Annotated in this window: 8 protein-coding genes; all 8 read left to right on the forward strand. The window is 57.3% G+C overall.

Going from position 1 to position 18,577, the window contains the following annotated elements:
• The first annotated feature begins 1 nt into the window (after position 1).
• The 8 genes from SBI19_RS08090 to SBI19_RS08125 are packed head-to-tail and all read left to right on the forward strand — an operon-like array spanning position 2 to position 18,551.
• Complete coding sequence (locus tag SBI19_RS08090; RefSeq protein ID WP_317966837.1) at positions 2 to 1,141, forward strand: acyl-CoA dehydrogenase family protein; 1,140 nt, start codon at positions 2 to 4, stop codon at positions 1,139 to 1,141.
• A 33-nt stretch (positions 1,142 to 1,174) separates the two neighbouring features.
• The gene (locus SBI19_RS08095; RefSeq protein WP_317966839.1) at positions 1,175 to 2,248 is read left to right on the forward strand and encodes an HAD-IIIC family phosphatase; all 1,074 of its coding nucleotides are present in this window, start codon (positions 1,175 to 1,177) and stop codon (positions 2,246 to 2,248) included.
• A 33-nt stretch (positions 2,249 to 2,281) separates the two neighbouring features.
• Positions 2,282 to 3,529: an ACP S-malonyltransferase gene (gene fabD / locus SBI19_RS08100; protein ID WP_317966841.1), complete on the forward strand. Its 1,248-nt coding sequence runs from the start codon at positions 2,282 to 2,284 to the stop codon at positions 3,527 to 3,529.
• A gap of 29 nt (positions 3,530 to 3,558) precedes the next feature.
• The gene (locus tag SBI19_RS08105) at positions 3,559 to 6,729 is read left to right on the forward strand and encodes a non-ribosomal peptide synthetase (protein WP_317966843.1); all 3,171 of its coding nucleotides are present in this window, start codon (positions 3,559 to 3,561) and stop codon (positions 6,727 to 6,729) included.
• Positions 6,722 to 7,996: an ACP S-malonyltransferase gene (fabD, locus tag SBI19_RS08110; protein ID WP_317966845.1), complete on the forward strand. Its 1,275-nt coding sequence runs from the start codon at positions 6,722 to 6,724 to the stop codon at positions 7,994 to 7,996. Before SBI19_RS08105 ends, fabD (SBI19_RS08110) begins: the two co-directional genes overlap by 8 nt.
• Before the next feature lie 23 nt (positions 7,997 to 8,019).
• Positions 8,020 to 12,816 carry a type I polyketide synthase gene (locus SBI19_RS08115; RefSeq protein WP_317966847.1) on the forward strand — a complete coding sequence of 1,599 codons (4,797 nt, stop codon included), beginning with the start codon at positions 8,020 to 8,022 and terminating at the stop codon, positions 12,814 to 12,816.
• Positions 12,817 to 12,819: 3 nt separating this feature from the next.
• The gene (locus SBI19_RS08120) at positions 12,820 to 17,664 is read left to right on the forward strand and encodes a type I polyketide synthase (RefSeq protein WP_317966849.1); all 4,845 of its coding nucleotides are present in this window, start codon (positions 12,820 to 12,822) and stop codon (positions 17,662 to 17,664) included.
• On the forward strand, positions 17,661 to 18,551 hold the full coding sequence (locus tag SBI19_RS08125; protein ID WP_317966851.1) for an MBL fold metallo-hydrolase: 891 nt from the start codon (positions 17,661 to 17,663) through the stop codon (positions 18,549 to 18,551). Before SBI19_RS08120 ends, SBI19_RS08125 begins: the two co-directional genes overlap by 4 nt.
• Positions 18,552 to 18,577 lie beyond the last annotated feature (26 nt).

The following is an 18,577-nucleotide window of genomic DNA, read 5'->3' on the forward strand; positions in this document are numbered from 1 at the left end:
AATGATGGAGACGACATTGAAGCAAGCAAGCCGCATGAATCGCGAATCGTTCAAAGCGTTCGTCGACGAGCATATCGTCCCTCATGCGAACCGGTTCGACAGGGAAGAGCAGCTTCCGTTCTCGCTCATCGCGAACATGGCGGCGGAAGGGTATCTTGGCGCGACGATCTCACCGCAATATGGCGGTCTAGGGCTCAGCATGGGCGTGCTCGGCGAGCTGAACGAGGAGATGGGCAGAGGCTGCTCCTCGGTTCGCAGCTTGCTGACGGTCCATGGCATGGCAAGCTTGGCGATCGAACGGTTCGGCACGGAGGAGCAGAAGCTTCGCTGGCTCCCCCGCATGGCGGGAGGCGAAGTGATCGGCGCTTTCGGCTTGAGCGAAGCTTCGGCCGGAACAGATACGAAGGCGATCGAGACGACCGCGACTGCCACGGCGGATGGATATGTGCTCAATGGCGGCAAGAAATGGATTACGTTCGGTCAGATCGCCGACTTGTTCTTGATCTTCGCGAAGCTGGACGGCCAGCATACCGCGTTCCTCGTGCCGCGCACAGCGTCGGGCTTCTCGGTTAAGCCGCTGCACGGCATCCTCGGGACGACCGCATCGATGATTGCAGAGCTGACGCTGGAAGAATGCGTCGTCGATCGGGAAGCGCTGCTTGGCAGTGCCGGACTCGGCGTTCCTTATATCGCCATGAGCTGTCTCGATTACGGCAGATACACGATTGCTTGGGGCTGCGTTGGCATGATGCAGGCGTGTTTGGATGACTGCATCCGCTACACGAGCGAGCGCAAGGCATTCGGAACATTCCTGAAGGAGCAGCAGCTGATCCAGAAGATGATTACGGAGATGGTCGTGAATACGAAGGCGGCGCGCAAGCTGTGCGAGCATGCCGGACGATTGAAGGATGAAGGCGATGTCGATGCGCTGATGGAGACGTGGACGGCCAAATATTTTGCCTCGACCAGCGCGACGAAAGCGGCGAACGATGCGGTCCAAATCCATGGCGCGAACGGCTGCTCCCGCGATTACTCGGTCCAGCGGTATTTGCGCGATGCGAAAGTGATGGAAATTATCGAAGGCACGACCCAGATGCACGAGATTGTCATTGCGACGAATGCGTACCAATCGGTGCAATAAGCGATAGAAGCGAAGACGAGGAGGAGTACGGCGATGTCCATCGATCTTAGCGTGCTGGCGCACGCAGAGAACAAGGAAGATACAAAGAAGATCAAATGTTTGGTCTGGGATTTGGACAACACGGTCTGGAACGGCGTCCTGCTTGAGGATGGGGAAGTGTCGCTGCGCGACGGCGTGGTTGAAGTCATTCAAGAGCTGGACCGCAGAGGCATTCTGCAGTCGATCTCCAGCAAGAACAACTACGAGGATGCGATGGCGAAGTTGAAGCAATTCGGGCTCGATGAATATTTCTTATACCCGCAGATTAACTGGAGCTCGAAGTCGTCCTCGATCGAGAAAATCGTGCGCAGCCTGAACATCGGCATCGATACGTTCGCATTCATCGACGATCAAGCGTTCGAGCGCGACGAGGTATCGCATGAGCTGCCGGAAGTGCTGTGCATCGATGCGGAACGCTTGCTGGAGCTGACGGGACTAGAGGAATTCACGCCGCATTTTATCACAGAGGACTCCAGTCAGCGCCGCCTCATGTATAGAAGCGACATGCTGCGCAATCAGCTGGAGGAGCAATATGAAGGCCCGAAGGAAGAGTTTCTGGCATCGCTCGGCATGAGGTTCACGATTGGACCTGTAGGTCCCGGCGATCTGCAGCGCGCGGAAGAGCTGACCGTGCGCACGCACCAGCTTAATACGACGGGCTATACGTATTCCTTCGAGGAGCTGGATGCGCTGCGGCAGTCGCCGAAGCATAAGCTGCTGATCGCAGGCTTGGAAGACCGTTACGGCAGCTACGGCAAGATCGGTCTGCTGCTGCTGGAATGCGAGGAGTCCCATTGGACGCTGAAGCTGCTTTTGATGTCGTGCCGCGTTATGTCCCGCGGAGTCGGCTCCATCATGCTCAACCATGTCATTCAGCTGGCCAAGGAAGCTGGCGTAAGCCTGCGCGCCGAATTTGTCTCCAATGACCGTAATCGGATGATGCTCGTCACGTACAAGTTCGGAGGCTTTCAAGAGATTGCGCAAGACGGCGATAAGGTCATTTTCGAACATCGGATGGAGCAGCCGATGCCGCATCCCGAGTATGTGCAGGTGCTGATTGAGTCGTAATAGGCAGACGGATCGGATGAAAGGAGTAAGTTGATGGAGAAGATCGCATTCTTGTTCCCGGGACAAGGCTCTCAATATATCGGAATGGGCCGAACGCTGTATGACGAATTTACGATCGCCCGCCAGACGTTTCAAGAGGCTGACGATGTACTCGGGTTCTCATTGTCCGAACTTTGTTTCAGCGGCACCATGTCCGAGCTGAACCAGCCGGTCAACATGCAGCCGGCGATGCTCGCATTCAGCGTGGCCGCCTATCGCGTATTCATGCAAGAAGCTGGCATTGCGCCTGATGTATGCGCCGGCCATAGCTTGGGCGAATACGCTGCATTGACTTGTGCAGGCGCGATTCGATTCGGCGATGCGCTTCATCTTGTCAGGCAGCGCGGGGCACTGGCCCAGCAGTTCGCGGATACCGGCGCAGGGGCCATGACGATCGTTGACGGCGTGCAGCGCGAGCAGATCGAGCAGTGGTGCAGGGAAGCTGGAAGCAGCTATGCAGCGGTAAGCTGCTACAATGCTTCCTCTCAATTCGCGATATCAGGTTTGACCGACGGCGTTTACGCCGTTGAGGATAACGTTCTGGCGGCAGGAGGCAGCGTTACGCCGCTCATGATGAGCGCGCCTTATCATTGCAAGACGATGGCGCCGGTATCGGAGAAGCTGAGCGAAGTGCTGCAAGCCGTGAAGTATGCGGATCTGAAGTACCCAGTCCTATCGAACGTCACGGCCAAGCCTTATCCGGTGAAGGAGTTGATCGCAGGCCGTCTCGCAGAGCAGCTAGTCCGACCTGTGCAGTGGCTAGCGACGCTTCAGTATATGAAACGGCTCGGCATTACGATGACGGTCGAATTCGGGCCGAAGAACGTACTGTCCGCGCTTGTGAAGCAGGAGCTGCCGGGTGTTCGCGCATTTAGCTTCGACCAATTGGCGGATCGCCGAGAGCTGCTAGCTGAATATGGCAGCAAGCCGGAGTACGTGAAGCATCGGCCTTCCGTGCTCGGACGAATGCTCGCTTCAGCCGTGTCGACGCCGAACACGAATTGGAACAGTGAGGCCTATCAGAACGGAGTCGTGGCGCCTTATCGGCGAATCGAGACGATCTTGGAGCAGTCGGAGCGCGACGGTCTCCCGGCCAGCGACGAGCAGCTGCGGGAAGCGTTCCGTTTGTTGAAGCAGATTTTGCATACCAAGGGCTTGTCGGCAGAAGAGCAGGACGATGCGGTGCACCGCATTCTAGACGAGACTTGCAATCCTTACTTGGATATGGAGCTCGCGATCTAACTAACGAACGATGCCTGGAGGTGAATGAAATGAACGGCGAGATAACGGTTGTTCGCGGCAGCGAACCTAAATCGGCAATCGCATCGATCGAGGAGAAACAGTATTGGATGAACGAGCTGCAAGGAGCGCTCGCGATGGGAGAGTTCCCCTCGGATTGCCACATGGACGGCTTACTCGAGGATTCGTTCAGCACGTTCAAACTGCCGCGGAGCGCTGGCGACAGGCTCGATCAGATTACAGGCGGCGCGGATTTCGGCGCATACGTCATCTGGTTGGCGGCTGTTCAATATTTGTTGTACCGCTATTCGGGGAAAACGGACTTCATTATCGGCATGCCCGCTTTTCTCGGCGAGCCTACTGAACGCAAGCTGGCTCCCGTTCGGGCAAGGCTTAGCGCAGAGCTGACATTCAAACAGCAGCTGCAAGCGCTCGCGCATCAATGCAATCGCGTGAAGAAATATAAGAATGTAACGCTGGAATCGCTGCTGCCTCAGCTAACGCTCGACAATGTGGAGGAAGATGCCCCTTTGTTCCGAACCGCAGCGGCATATCGCGGCAGTCATCATTGGGAACCGAAGGCAGCGCCAATCAGCTTCCTATTCGGTTCTGTGCAAGGGGAACATCAATTCGAGCTTCATTATGACGAGAACCTCTACTCCCGCGCGATGATTCAGCGGATGGGCATCCATCTGCTGCAGATCGTGCAGGAGGTGCTGCGTACGCCCGATATGCCGTTGTTCGCCGTTCAGATGCTCACCGTCGAGGAACGGCATCGGATGATCGTCGGGTGGAACAAGACAGAGGTGAACAATGAAGAGCCGCAGACCATTCATCATCTGATCGAAGAGCAAGCACGCAGCAATCCTGGGAGAATCGCCCTGCATTGCAGCGGCGAGACGATGTCGTACGGCGAGCTGAATGCGAGAGCCAATCGAATCGCCTCGCTGCTGCGAGCGCAAGGCGTTGGCACAGGGGATATCGTCGGGCTGATGATACAACGGGGCTTCGATATGATTGCGGGGCTGCTGGCTGTATTGAAGTCCGGGGCCGCCTACCTGCCCATCGATCCCGATTTTCCGGCTGACCGCATCGAATATATGCTCAAGGACAGCGAAGCGAAGCTGCTGCTGACCGAGACGGCATGTCATTCGAGATTCGAAGGCATCGCTGCGTTAGAGAGCCTGCTGCTCGATACGGTTGATCTTGCGCCGTATGCAGCCGGCGATCTTCCGAATGTGAATACGCCAAGCGATCTGGCCTATGTCATCTATACCTCCGGCTCGACCGGCAAGCCCAAAGGGGTCATGCTGGAGCATCGCTCCGTGCATAACTTCATCGTCGGCATGACGAACGAGATCGGGTTCGCGCCGAATCGGCGCATTCTCAACCTGACGACGATATCATTCGATATTTTCGTGCTTGAGTCGATTGTTCCGCTGGCGCGCGGCATGTCGATCGTCATCGCGCAGGAATCGGCTCAGAAGGATCCGTTCAAGCTGTGCGAGCTGCTGAAGGAACACGATGTTCATATGCTTCAGATCACGCCTTCTCGTCTTCAGCTGTTTCTCGTCAGCGGCGTCGATATGTCGTGCTTCCGGCAGCTGACGGACATTCTGATCGGCGGCGAGGCGCTTCCTAGTCAGTTGGTGGATCGGCTTTGCGAAGTAACCCATGCCCGCATCTATAATATGTACGGCCCGACGGAAACGACCGTCTGGTCAGCGGTACAGCGGGTTCGCCGCGGCGCGCCGATTTATTTGGGGAGCCCGATCGTGAACACGCAGCTGTACATCGTGAACGAAGCGAACCTGCTGCAGCCGATCGGCGTGCCAGGGGAGCTGTGCATCGGCGGGGATGGCCTCGCGAGAGGTTATTGGCGGCGTGAGGAGCTGACCGCATCGCGATTCGTCCCTAACCCGTATGAGCCGGGGGCGATTATGTATAAGACCGGCGATGTGGCGCGGCGGCTTGCAGACGGCAGCATCGAATTTCTGGGCAGAAGCGATTTTCAGGTCAAAATTCGCGGATATCGCATCGAGCTTGGCGAGATTGAACATCGCCTGCTCGGCATCGGCGGAGTTAAGCAATGTGTCGTCATTGCGGAAGAAGACGGCGCCGGCGACAAGAGCTTGATCGCTTACTATGCTTCCGAAGAAGAGCGGCCGGTCAAGCTGCTCCGTTCGAAGCTTGCAGAGGAGCTGCCGGATTATATGATTCCGACGCAGTTCGTGCATTTGCTTGAGATGCCGATGACGCCGAACGGCAAGCTGGACCGCAATCGGCTGCCGAAGCAGGCAGACCGTCTCATCGTATCGTCCCCGACATGCGAGCAGCCGCGGAACGATACGGAGATGGCGATCCAGCGGGTATGGACGCAAGTGCTGAAACGCGAGGTGCCGCCGGGCGTCCATGATTCGTTCTTCGACGTCGGGGGCAACTCGACGCTGCTGGTCATGGCGCATGCCAAGCTGGGGAAGCTGTATCCGGGGCGGCTTGAGGTAGCCGATCTGTTCACGCATCCGACGATCGCAGAGCTTGCGTCGTGGATCGATGGGGCGCAGGCAGCTTGGAGCGGGGAAGAGCTGGCGGGACTGCCGCTGGAACCATCTTATTACAACAAGTACGGTGAAGAGGCTGGAGAACATGTGCTGGAGCTTGCGGTTTCGGAAGAGTTCTGCCAACAGGTGATGAAGACGGCGAGCTCCGCAGGAGCGGATCTATACGATCTGGCGGCCATCTCTTATCTGTACACATTGGCGGAGGCGTCGGAATCGGAGGAAGTCGAGATCGAACTGTTATCGGAGGAGAGAGATAACGTCTACAAGCTGTATGCCAACTTCGCGGCGATTACGACCGTGCAGGAGCTGCTGGCTATGGCTAAGGAACAGCGCCGCCACTACGGAGATTCGTCCACCGGCTGCCCGCTTGATCAATATGTGCAGCTGCGCAGCGCTCATCGCCTGCCGGACAACCAAGTGTCGGCAGTCTTCATCGCCGGCGACATTCGGAACCACGGCCTGCAGTCGAGCGTCGATCTAGTGCTGGCGGTGAAGCCGGCCGCCGGCACGTTCAAGATTACGCTGGAGTTCAATGGGCGGAAGCTGTTGCAATCCGCGATGGAGGAGCTGCTGTATAAGTACACGGACATTTTCCTCGAAATTATAAATCTATTGTCAGGAAGGGAAGAAAGGTATGCGTAAAATAGCGCTGTTGTTTCCAGGGCAAGGCTCGCAAAAAACAGGCATGGGCCGCAAGCTGTACGATCAGTTCGCGGCAGCCAGAGACACCTTTGAAGAAGCGAATGAGGCGCTGGGGTTCGATTTATCCCGCTTATGCTTCCAAGGGACCGCTGCCGAGCTGAAGATGACCGAGATCGCCCAGCCGGCAATCTTGACGGCAAGCGTTGCAGCCTACCGTGTATTCAAACAGCAGCATGGCGTGGAGCCAGCCTTCTTGGCAGGCCACAGCTTGGGTGAATTCTCGGCGCTGGTCGCAGCAGGCAGCATCCGCTTCGCCGACGCTGTGCAGATCGTGCATCAGCGCGGCAAGTTCATGCAGAACGCCGTGGCAGCGGGCAGCGGAATGATGGCGGCGATCGGCGGGATCGACGAAGAGCAGCTTGCGGCATGGTGTCTCGCAGCTTCCGGCGAGCAGCATCTGGTCGCAATCTCGAACTACAATGCTCCTGACCAGATCGTTGTTTCCGGCCACCAGCCGGCGGTCGAAGCGCTCGGGCAGCGGGTGCAGCAAGCCGGCGGGCGTTACACGCCGCTCAATGTGAGCGCTCCTTTCCACAGCTCGATTATGCATTCGGCTGCGGTGAAGCTGCAGGAGGAGCTGGTGAAGTATACGTTTGCCGATGCGCAATATCCGATCATCTCGAACGTAACGGCGCTCCCTTACACGCAGAACGCGCTGATCGTCGATCTGCTGACCGAGCAGATGACGGCGGCGGTTCAATGGACCCGTACGATGAGCTATTTGGAGCAGCAGGGCGTCACTACCGTGATCGAACTGGGACCGCAGACGGTGCTCAAGAAGCTCGCGGCGCGGAATACGGCCGCAATCGAAGCGTTCAGCTATGATCTAGACGAGGATATCAAGCAGCTCGAGACGCTGCTTGATGGTGCGGTTCCTTCCCTGCAAGGCGAGCGCATGTTCATTGGCCGCTGCCTCGGAATCGCGGTATGCGTGAAGAACTGGAACGACAATGAGCAGGAGTACCAGAGCGGCGTCATCGAGCCCTACCAGCAGCTGCTCGAATTGGAGCGGGAAGTCGAGCAGGCGGGGGGCGCGCTCCAAGATGAGCAGCGCGAGACGGCAGTGCGGCTGCTGTGGAAGATTTTGCACACGAAGAAGGCGCCGGTTGCCGAGTGCGAAATGCGCTGGAAGCAGCTAATGGACGATACGGCATCGCACGGCTGGCTGGCGCCGCTGTTAGCCAGCTTCGAAGGCGTGACGGCGTAAGCCGCTGAAAGGAGAATGGGCTAATGGCAATAGATCTGCTAGGCAGCCGACGGCGGGCGTCGCAAAGCGCTGCGGCGAATACGCCTTTTCAGCTGAACCATGTTGCGAAGAAGGATATCGCGGTCATCGGGATGGGCGGCAAGTTCGCAGCGGCCGATTCGGTTCACGAATATTGGCAGCTGCTGCGCAGCGGAACGGACGGCAATCGGGAATTCCCGGCGGGCCGTCGCCGCGATATACAGCCTTATCTAAGCTATCTGCTCGATATGGGCTTCTCGGAGGAAGGGCTGCAGTATAGCTTCGGCGGGTTCCTTCCCGAGATCGACAAGTTCGACTATGGTCTATTCCAGCTGTCGCCCCGCGAAGCGGCTTTGATGGACCCGAAGCAGCGCGTGCTGCTGGAGATGATGTGGACGGCAATCGAAGATGCAGGCTATGGCGGCGACAAGCTGAGGGGCAGCCGGACTGGTGTATTCGTCGGCGAGAGCAACGATTTCTATGACGACTATAGGCAGCATCTTCTGCTGCAGGATGTTGACGATTATGGCCATTCCGTCGTGAGCAATATCAATTCCATTACAGCGAGCCGGATCGCCTATTTGTTCGATCTCAAAGGGCCATCGCTCATGATCGACACGGCCTGCTCGTCTACGCTGGTCGCTATCCATATGGCCTGCCAGTCGATTCGGAACCAAGAGTGCGATATGGCGCTGGCCGGCGGCGTAAACGTGCTTCTCACCCCTTATCGGGGCGAGAAGCGCTGGGAGATCGGCATTCAAGCATCGGACGGCAGAGCGAAGACGTTTGACGACACGTCCGATGGCACGGGAACGGGAGAAGGCGCCGGCGTCGTACTGCTCAAGCCGCTGTACAAAGCGCTGGAGGATAGGGACCCGATTCATGCCATCATCAAGGGCAGCGCGATCAATCAAGATGGCCGGTCGGCAGGCCTGACGACGCCGAATGCAGCTGCGCAGGAAGAAGTAATCGTACGCGCATGGAAGGATGCAGGCGTCGAGCCGGAGACGATCTCGTACATCGAAGCGCACGGCACGGGCACGAGGCTGGGCGACCCGATCGAGATCAACGGAATCGGCAGAGCGTTCTCTCGGTTTACCGGCAAGAAACAGTTCTGCGCCGTCGGCTCGGTGAAGACGAATATTGGCCATCTGGACAACTGTGCAGGCATTGCCGGATTTATCAAATGCGTGCTCGCCCTGAAGCATAAGGAACTCCCGCCATCGCTGCACTTCCGAACGCCGAATCGTAAAATCCCGTTCGCGGATTCGCCTGTATATGTGAATGATACGCTTCAGCCATGGGTGTCTGAAACGTCCGAGCGACGCTGCGGCATTAGCTCCTATGGGCTTAGCGGCACGAACTGCCACCTTGTGCTGGAAGAGGCGCCGAAGCGCGAACAACTGGAGCTGCCGGCAAGTCGTGCTGCTCGGTTGTTCACGGTGTCGGCGCGGACCGAGGAAGGCATCCGATCGCTCATCGACAGCTATCTCCGCCACTGGGAGGAGAACGGCTTGCCGTCACTCGCCGACTGCTGCTACACGGCAGCAGCGGGACGCGGGCATTACTCGCACCGCCTGGCGATGACAGTGGACAGTTCGGAGGCGCTGCGGGATCGGCTTGCGGAGCTTCGCGGAAGCACCCTTGCAACCGATGAACGAAGGGGCATTTATTATGGCGTACACAAAGTGGTGTCCGGCAAGAAGAACACCTTAGCATCGGATGAACGGACGGAGAGCGAGAAGGCGCTGCTCGATAAGCAATGCGCCGAGCTGCTGGAGCGTTATACGGCGGCGCCAAGCGACCAAGCGCTTGCCCCCATTGCACTCGTCTATGTGGAAGGCGCTCATGTATCATGGGGCGCGCTGTACATAGGGGAACAAGTACGTTCGATCCATATGCCGGTCTATCCGTTTCAGAAAGCGCGCTGCTGGATGGAAGCGGCCGAGCAAGGCAGCAGCGAACGTAATCGGATGCGCGAGAACGATGCCATGCTGCATCCTGTCGTTCACCGCTGCGCGGCAGAGACGCCGGAATTCTCGGTGTATGCGACCTCATTCAGCATCGATACCCACTGGGTGCTGAGCGAACACAAGGTACTGGATCATTACGTCGTTCCTGGCACGACGTATCTCGAGATGGTTCGCGAGATCGGCAGCCGAATGCTTCGCACGCAGCAGGTGCAGCTCAGCGGCGTGACATTCCTGAGTCCGTTCATCGTGCGGGACGGCGAGACGTTAGAAGCGCAGGCGATTATGAAGCATGCAGATGGCTGCCTTCCGTTCACTATCGTGAGCCGCCGCAGTGAAGATACGGAATGGGTGACGCATGCGGAAGGCCAGGTGAGGGCAATCGACGCTGCGACCGCAGTGCGCGAATTTGTAAGCCTCGACAGCATCCGCGGACGCTGCTCTCGAGTGGAAGTCATCGATTATGATCATGTGCCGGCAGGCGCTATTCAGACAGGGCCGCGCTGGGATAATGTGGAGCGCGTCTATATCGGCGAGCGAGAAGCGATGCTTAAGCTGGTGCTCCCGGCTGCATATACCAGCGATCTGGACAGCTATGCGCTTCATCCGGCGCTGATGGATTGTGCGGCGAATGCGGCGAACCTTGCCTTTGGAGGCGGCACCTACTTGCCGTTCATGTATAAGGATATTCGCGTATTCGGACCTACTCCCGGTATTTTCTACAGCCACGTCAGGAAGCTGAATGCACACAATGGCGGCGAGACGGAGACGTTCGATATTGATCTGTTGGATGAGTCGGGCAGGCCGTTTGTCATCATTCGAGAATATACGATCAAGAAGGTGCATGCGGAGAAGAAGCTTGGCCATGCGCCAGGCGATCTGTACCAACTGAAATGGACGCCCACTCCATCGCGTCATTCCAACAAGCAAACGAAGGATGCAGCCGTACTTATTCTGAAGGACAGCTTCGGCATCGGCGATGCGGTCGCAGCGAACTTGCGCAGCGGAGGAACGAAGGTGATCGAGGCGTCACTCGGGCATGCATATGCAGAGACCGGAATCGAGCAGTACATGGTGCCGGCGACGGAGGAAGGGTTCCTGCGGCTGCTTCAAGCGGTTGAAGACAGCGCTGTAAGTCAGCTGATCCATCTATGGCCGCTGTCGGATACGGATGAGTCCGCTGGCGTCGAGTCCTTGTTGACTGGTATGGAGCGAGGCGTATACAGCTTGTTCCAACTCGCGAAAGCATTCACTGAGGCGAAGTGGAAGCAGCCGATGTCATGGATCGTAGCGACGAACGGTGCGGCAAGCGTCGACGGCACGGAGCAGAACATTCACCCGCATCATGCAGCAATCGCGGGGCTCAGCAAGGTGTTGAATCAGGAATATCCGAACCTTGCGGTGAGATGCGTGGATGTATACGGTACAGACGCCGCTGCTGCGATCGTGCAGGAGGCTGAAGCAGGGGACAACGAGGTGCAGACACCGCAAGTCGCGTATCGCGGCGGCGTTCGCTACACGCTCGAGGTTGCGCCGCTGGAGCTGAATCGGAATGAAGAGAAGGGGGTAACGCTCCATGAGGGCGGCGTCTACCTCATCACTGGCGGTACAGGCGGCATCGGACTGGAAGCCGCACGCTATTTGGCTCGGATGAAACGTATCAAGCTCGTAATGATCAATCGCAGCGAGCTTCCAGAGCGGGAACAGTGGGCATCGCTGCTCGCTGAACCTGCAGCCGATGTGAGACTTGCGGCCAAGCTGCAGGCAATCCGTGAGATCGAGCTTTCCGGCAGCAACGTGTTCGCTTACAGCGCCGACGTTGCCAACGAAGCCCAGATGTCGAAGCTGATCGCTGGAATTCGCACCGGCCACGGTCCGATTCGCGGCATCATTCATGCTGCAGGCGTGGCGGGCGATGGTTATCTGATGCTGAAGGACCGCAGCACGTTCGAGAGCGTACTCGCTCCGAAGATCGTGGGCACTTGGCTTCTGGATTCCCTTACGGCCTCAGACGATGTCGATTTCTTCGTTATGTGCTCATCCGTTACGGCAATTACAGGCGGGCCGGGTCAGAGCGATTATACGGCGGCGAATCAATACATGGATGCTTTCGCTTATCAACGCAGGTTAAGAGGACGACACGCTTTATCGATCAACTGGCCGGCCTGGAAAGAGACGGGGATGGCGGTCGACTACGGCGTACAAGACGCTCCGGGCGTCTGGATGCCGGTTCGTACCAGCAAAGCGATCGCGCAGCTCGATGAGCTGCTGAAGCATGACGTACCGCAGGCGATCGTCGGAGAATTCGATTACGAGGTAACGCACCAGCTGCTTGATCAATTGCCGTTCCGGCTGGGGAACACCATTATGAGCAGCATGAGAAGAGCGCTCGCCCATAAGCCATTCGCTCAGCAGCGGCAGCAGGAGCCGGATTCGCCTCAGCAGCGGACCATCCGCCTGCTCGGCAAGCCTGAGCAGGATATCACGGAAACCGAATGGCAGGTCGGCGCGATCTGGGCTTCCGTGCTTGGGCTCAAAGAACTTGACTTGTACGAGAACTTCAACGATATGGGGGGCGACTCTATACTGGCTGCGCAATTGTATCGGAAGATGGACCATCAATTTCCGAAGCGCCTTCATATATCGGACATATTCAGCTATTCCAGCGTCTACGAAATGGCAGGCTACTTGGACCCGAGCGATCGTGCGGCGGCGTCGTCCGCTCAGTCCGATGCCGCTGCCGAGGATGACGAGTACGATGCGCTGTTGCAGAAGCTCATTAATGGGGAGCTGTCGCCGGAGGAAGCGTCATTAATGCTAATGGAGGGTTAACCTATGCAATTGGTTAAGCAGTATATTTTGGAGAATGCGGCGAGCCAGCAGCTGTCGCCGCAGGATGCGAAAGCGATGCTGAAGGAGATCGCCGCTTCGAATGCGCGGAGAAGCCATGAGGATATCGCGATCATCGGCATCTCGGGCAAGCTGCCCGGTGCCGGCAACATGGACGAATACTGGGATAATCTGCAGCAAGGCAAATCCTGCATCGGCAGCTTTCCAGAGAGCAGGGCCTATGAGTGGATCGATGCGCTGAACAATGAACGAGTCATGGAATTCATGACCGGCCAGTCGCTTCCGAAAGGCGTGAGGGCGGAGGATGTCGTCGGCGGCGTCGGCGGTTTCCTGGATGAAATCGATAAGTTTGACGCGGCTTTCTTCAAAATCTCCGCCCGGGAAGCGAAGTATATCGATCCTGCCCATCGCTTATTCCTGGAGACGGCATGGGAAGCGATCGAAGACGCGGGCTACGGCGGCAGCAAAATATACGGAACTAACACTGGCGTATTCGTCGGCAAAGACCACGCTACACTGCCGATGTATCGCTTGATGACTGAGCCGGATCAGATGCATCTGACCGGATCTTGGCCGGGCATTCTGTCGAGCCGCCTGTCATACCTGTTTAACCTGAGAGGTCCGAGCATCGTCTTCGATACGGCCTGCTCGGCCGGATTAGTAGCTCTGCATCAAGCGTGCCAAGCGCTTCGCAACAAGGAATGCGACATGGCGGTCGTCGGCGGCGTGCAGGTGCAGTATATGGCGATGAAGGAAGAGAGCGGCCCGATGGATCTGGGCATGGTCGAATCCGATACCAGCCTCGTATGCACGTTCGACAAGGATGCCAACGGCACGGTCTGGGGCGAAGGCGTTGTCAGCTTCGTGCTGAAGCCGCTGGCCAAAGCGCAAGCCGACCGCGATTTGATCCACGCGGTAATCAAAGGCAGCGCAATCAACAACGACGGCGCTTCCAATGGCATTACAGCGCCTAACGCGAAGGCGCAGGAAGACGTTATTATGCGCGCTTGGGAAGACGCGGACATCCATCCGGATACGATCCAATACATTGAAGCGCACGGAACGGGAACGTCGCTTGGGGACCCGATCGAGATCAGCGGCCTGACGAATGCGTTCGGCAAGTACACGAGCCGCAAGCAGTTCTGCGGCATCGGTTCGGTCAAGACGAGCATCGGGCACACCGTTGCCGCATCCGGACTTGCAGCTCTCGCGAAAGTCGTACTCAGTCTTAAAAATCGCAAGATGCCGGCGAACCTCAATTTCCGCCAACCAAATCCATATATTAACTTTCCGGATTCGCCGCTGTATGTGAACGACGTGCTGGCCGACTGGCCAAGAGGCGCCGCGCCGCGGCGAGCGGGAGTCAGCTCCTTCGGATTCAGCGGTACGAATGCGCACGTGATCGTGGAAGAGGCGCCGGAACAGCCGGCTTCGGCAGCGGCGAGCGCGAATGCAGCTCCAGCGGTGCAGGTTCTTACGATATCCGCGAAGAACGAGCACGTACTTCGTGCTTACATTGACCGGTACGCCGAGTTCTTGAAACGCCAGCCGGATGCGAGGTTAGAAGATGTATGCTTTACGGCCAATACGGGGCGCGGGCATTACACGCATCGCGTTGCGCTGTTGGCGCTAACGGCCGGCGAGCTGAGAGCAAGCCTGCGGCAGCTGCAGGAAGGCGGTTTGCACACGGACGCGGAAGCGGGCATTTGGTACGGGCAGCATTTCATCGTGTCGGAGAACCAGAAGACAGCTGAGGCTGGCGCTATTACGGCCGGCGCCTTGAAGAAGCTGTCTGCGGAAGCGGCGCCTCTGGTCGGGCGCTTGAACGATGCTGATCTTAATAACAGCCGCTCTGCAGCAGCAGAGCTGTGCCAGCATTATGTCAAAGGGGCTGATATCCATTGGGAAGAAGTGTATAGAAATTCACATCGATCCCGAGTTCGAATCCCGGTATACCCGCTGGAAAGAGTACGGACGTGGGCAGAAACAAAAGTATTTACCAACGGTGACGGCGCGCAAAGCGCGAAGACCTATGTACACCCGCTGGTGGATCGGAAGCTAGTGGATTCGATTGATCAGACGATTTTTGAGTCGAATCTGAGCGTCGATACGCACTGGATGCTCAAGGAGCATCGGTTCATGGGCAGCTATATCATACCAGGCGTGACGTACTTGGAATGGGGCAGAGAAGTATGCGCCTCGGTTATGGGAACATCTTCGCTGGAGCTCCGCGATGTGTACTTTATGTCGCCGCTCGTCGTCGCAGAAGGAGATGCGAGAAGCGTTCAGGCGATCGTCAAGAAGGAAAGCGACCATCTGAAGTTCACGATCGCAAGCCGCTCCGATTCGGACGAGAGTCAATGGATCATTCACTCGGAAGGCAAAGCGTATCGGCTTGAATCGAGCGTACAGCCGAAGCTGGATATGGCGGCGATCCGCAGCCGCACACCGATCAGCAGACCGATCGGCGAGTTCAACCCGGAAGCGAAAAGCTTCTACCTTGGCTATCACTGGGACAATCTCGTCGCCGCAAGCGCAGATGCGGAGGAGAACGAAGTGCTGCTGCAGCTGCGTCTGCGCGATGAGTATGTACACGAGATGGAGCAGTTCGAGTATCATCCGTCGATTCTCGATAACGCGGTGAATCCGATGATTAAGTTTCTGGACGACGTGTATCTGCCGTTCACGTTCAAGAAGTTCCAGATGTTCGGCAGAATGCCGAAGACGCTCTACAGCTACTTCCGAAAGAAAGACGGCGATCAAGAGAAGAAGGCGACGCTTGCCTATAACATTACGTTGGCCGATGCGGAAGGGAATGTTGTCGCAGAGATCGAGGATTACTCGATCAAGCGGATGGGCGCAATGGAACAGATGAAATTCCGAATGGAGAACAATCGCGGCGACCATCTGAACAAGCTGTCCTGGGTATCGGAGCCGCTTGCGGCAGATACGGCAGCAGCGGAGCATAACAGCATCATGGTCATCAAGGGTGCAGGCGATTATTCGGATGCGATTGCAGACGCTTACCGTTCGCAAGGCGCAGAAGTGATCGAAGTGCAATTCGGGGATGCGTTCCAAGCGATTAACAGCCATCGATATATCATCGCCGCCGAAGAAGCGGATTACAGGCAGCTGCTGAATGCGGTGAGATCGATTCCTTTCACCCAAATCGTGCACGCGGCAGCGCTGGCAGGCGGAGAGGCGGTTGCGTCCCCGACGCAATTGTCCGAGCGGCTGGACCGCGGCGTGTACAGCCTTTTCCGTTTGACGAGAGCATTGCTCGCCGAGAAGGTAGGCCGCCCGCTCGATATTGTGCTGCTGACCGAATATATGAACGAAGTGGACGGTTCGGAGCAGCGCATCGAGCCGCACAACGCGGCATTGATGGGACTTGGCAAAGTGCTCAAGGATGAGTACGGCGCGCTTGCGGCGCGCTGCGTCGATATCGATTCGGTTACTTCCGCCGGCAAGGTTATGGAGGAACTCAAGGCGCAGTCGACGCCTTATGCGGTCGCTTACCGTAACGGCGAGCGGTTCGTCCAAGAGTTCGGCAGGGTGGAGTTGAAGGATTATCCGATCGAGCCGGTCGAGCTGCGCGAGGAAGGCTGCTATATCATCACGGGCGGCACAGGCGGACTTGGGCTTGAGATTGCCAAATACTTGGCACGCAAGAAACCGATCCAGCTTGTTCTGATGAACCGGACGGAGCTTCCGCCAAGAGAACAGTGGGAGTCGATAATCGCGGGGAGCGGCAGCAAGAAACTGCAGAAGAAGCTGGAAGAGCTTATCGCGATCGAGCAGGTCGGCGCTAAGGTGCAATGCCTGGCGGTAGACGTCGCGGACCTAGCGGCCATGAGCGACGTGGCAGATAGACTTCGCGGGCAGTACGGCTCAATTAACGGCATCGTGCACGCGGCAGGCGTAGCAGGCGACGGCTTCATCATTAAGAAGGATGAGAAGACATTTACAGAGGTGCTCAGCCCCAAAATAATCGGAACATGGGTGCTTGATCTCGTCACGGAAGCCGACCGCCCAGACTTCTTCATCTCGTTCTCCTCGATTGCCTCGATGCTTGGCGGTCCGGGACAAGGCGATTACACCGCGGCCAACTCGTACCTGGACGCGTACACGCCATACCGGAATCGGAAAGGGCTTCGCACCGTGTCGATCAACTGGCCGTCGTGGAAAGAGACCGGCATGGCGGTAGATTACGGCATGGCTCACGAAGACGGCTTGTTCCTTCCGATCGGAACGGCGCAGGCGCTTGAAGTAATGGACAGCGTGTTGAGCTACACCGTTCCGTCGCTGCTTCCGGGCGAAGTGAATTTCCCGCTCATCCTGAAGCTTGGCGGCGAGCTGCCGATGCGCGTATCCAAGCAGATTTTGAGCCAGCTCGATAAGCATTCCCGTTCCTTCGTCAATGGCGGATCGGCGCAAGGCAAGAAGAAGGTGCGCGAGCAAGTGCTCCTCAAGGGCAAGGATGCGTTCTCCAAGACGGAGAACAAGCTGGGGTTAATTTGGGCGCAGGTGCTCGATCTGGACGACATCAATGTGTTCGATCACTTCAATGACTTGGGCGGCGATTCGATTCTTTCCATCCAGCTCTTCAAAGAGATTAATGGCGCATATCCGGGATTGATGGAAATATCGGATATATTCACGTACTCGACTGTCGCGGAGCAGGCGAACTTCATTGCGTCCAAGCAGCAGCCTTCGGCGGAGCTGGATGAAGAACAGCTGAAGCAGATGCTCGATGCGCTTGCCGACGGTACTGCAAGCGTCGAAGAAGGGCTGGCTATCGTTACCGGGGAGGGAAGTGAGGCAGAGTGAGAGAGCTGCTGTCGCTCAAACAGCATATTCTGAACAGCGTTGGCAAGCACGAGCTGTCTAAGGATGCTGCATTCATTCTCATTACGCGATTGGCAGGCATCGAGAGCATGAGCGAGGCGGATCGCGTGATGGATACTCTCGCCGGACAATTGCAGGAGATCGGTGCGATCCGCAATTACTGGATGGAGCTGACCAAGGAGCAGCGAGATGAGTCGGTCAGGCTGTCTGGCATGCTGCAAGCGGAAGGACCGGAAATAACGATCGTGCCCGATGGTCCGATGGGCTCGAATGGCTACATTGCAACAAGCGAAGGAGAAGGGATCATCATAGATCCCGGCTCCTCCTTCGATACCATTTGGCCGATCGTTCAGCGGTGCAATGCATCATTCAAGTACATCGTAATCACGCATGGGCATTTCGACCATATGGGCTGCATGGAACAACTGAAGGAAGCGACAGGCGCATTGACGGTGCTGCATCGTCTCGACCTGCCAGCGCTGACGCAGCCGGTGCTGAATGGCTCCTTCCTGTTCTCCAGTACGAAAAAAACGACGTTCCAGCCGATCGATGTTACAGTAAACGGCGGCGAGATTCTCGAAGCGGGAGGGTATCGTTACGAGGTTATCCATACGCCCGGTCATACGATCGGGAGCATCTGCCTGAAGGTCGGGCGGCGGTTGTTCTCCGGGGATATGCTGTTCGCCGACCATGATGAGCACGTTGGGCCGATTACCGGCAATGGGTTTGATCTAGAGCGATCTTATCGGAGTCTATGCCGGCAGATGGACGGCGCCTTTCTCGTCTATCCCGGTCACGGCTCGCCGATCTGGGTTGACGAAGAGGCGCAGCGCAAGTACTTGGCAGCTTCGTCTGATCATCCCGCATAAATTCATTTTGGACATAAGGGGCAGTG

It is taken from the genome of Paenibacillus sp. CCS19 (genome assembly GCF_033239625.1).
Lineage (GTDB): Bacteria > Bacillota > Bacilli > Paenibacillales > Paenibacillaceae > Paenibacillus_T.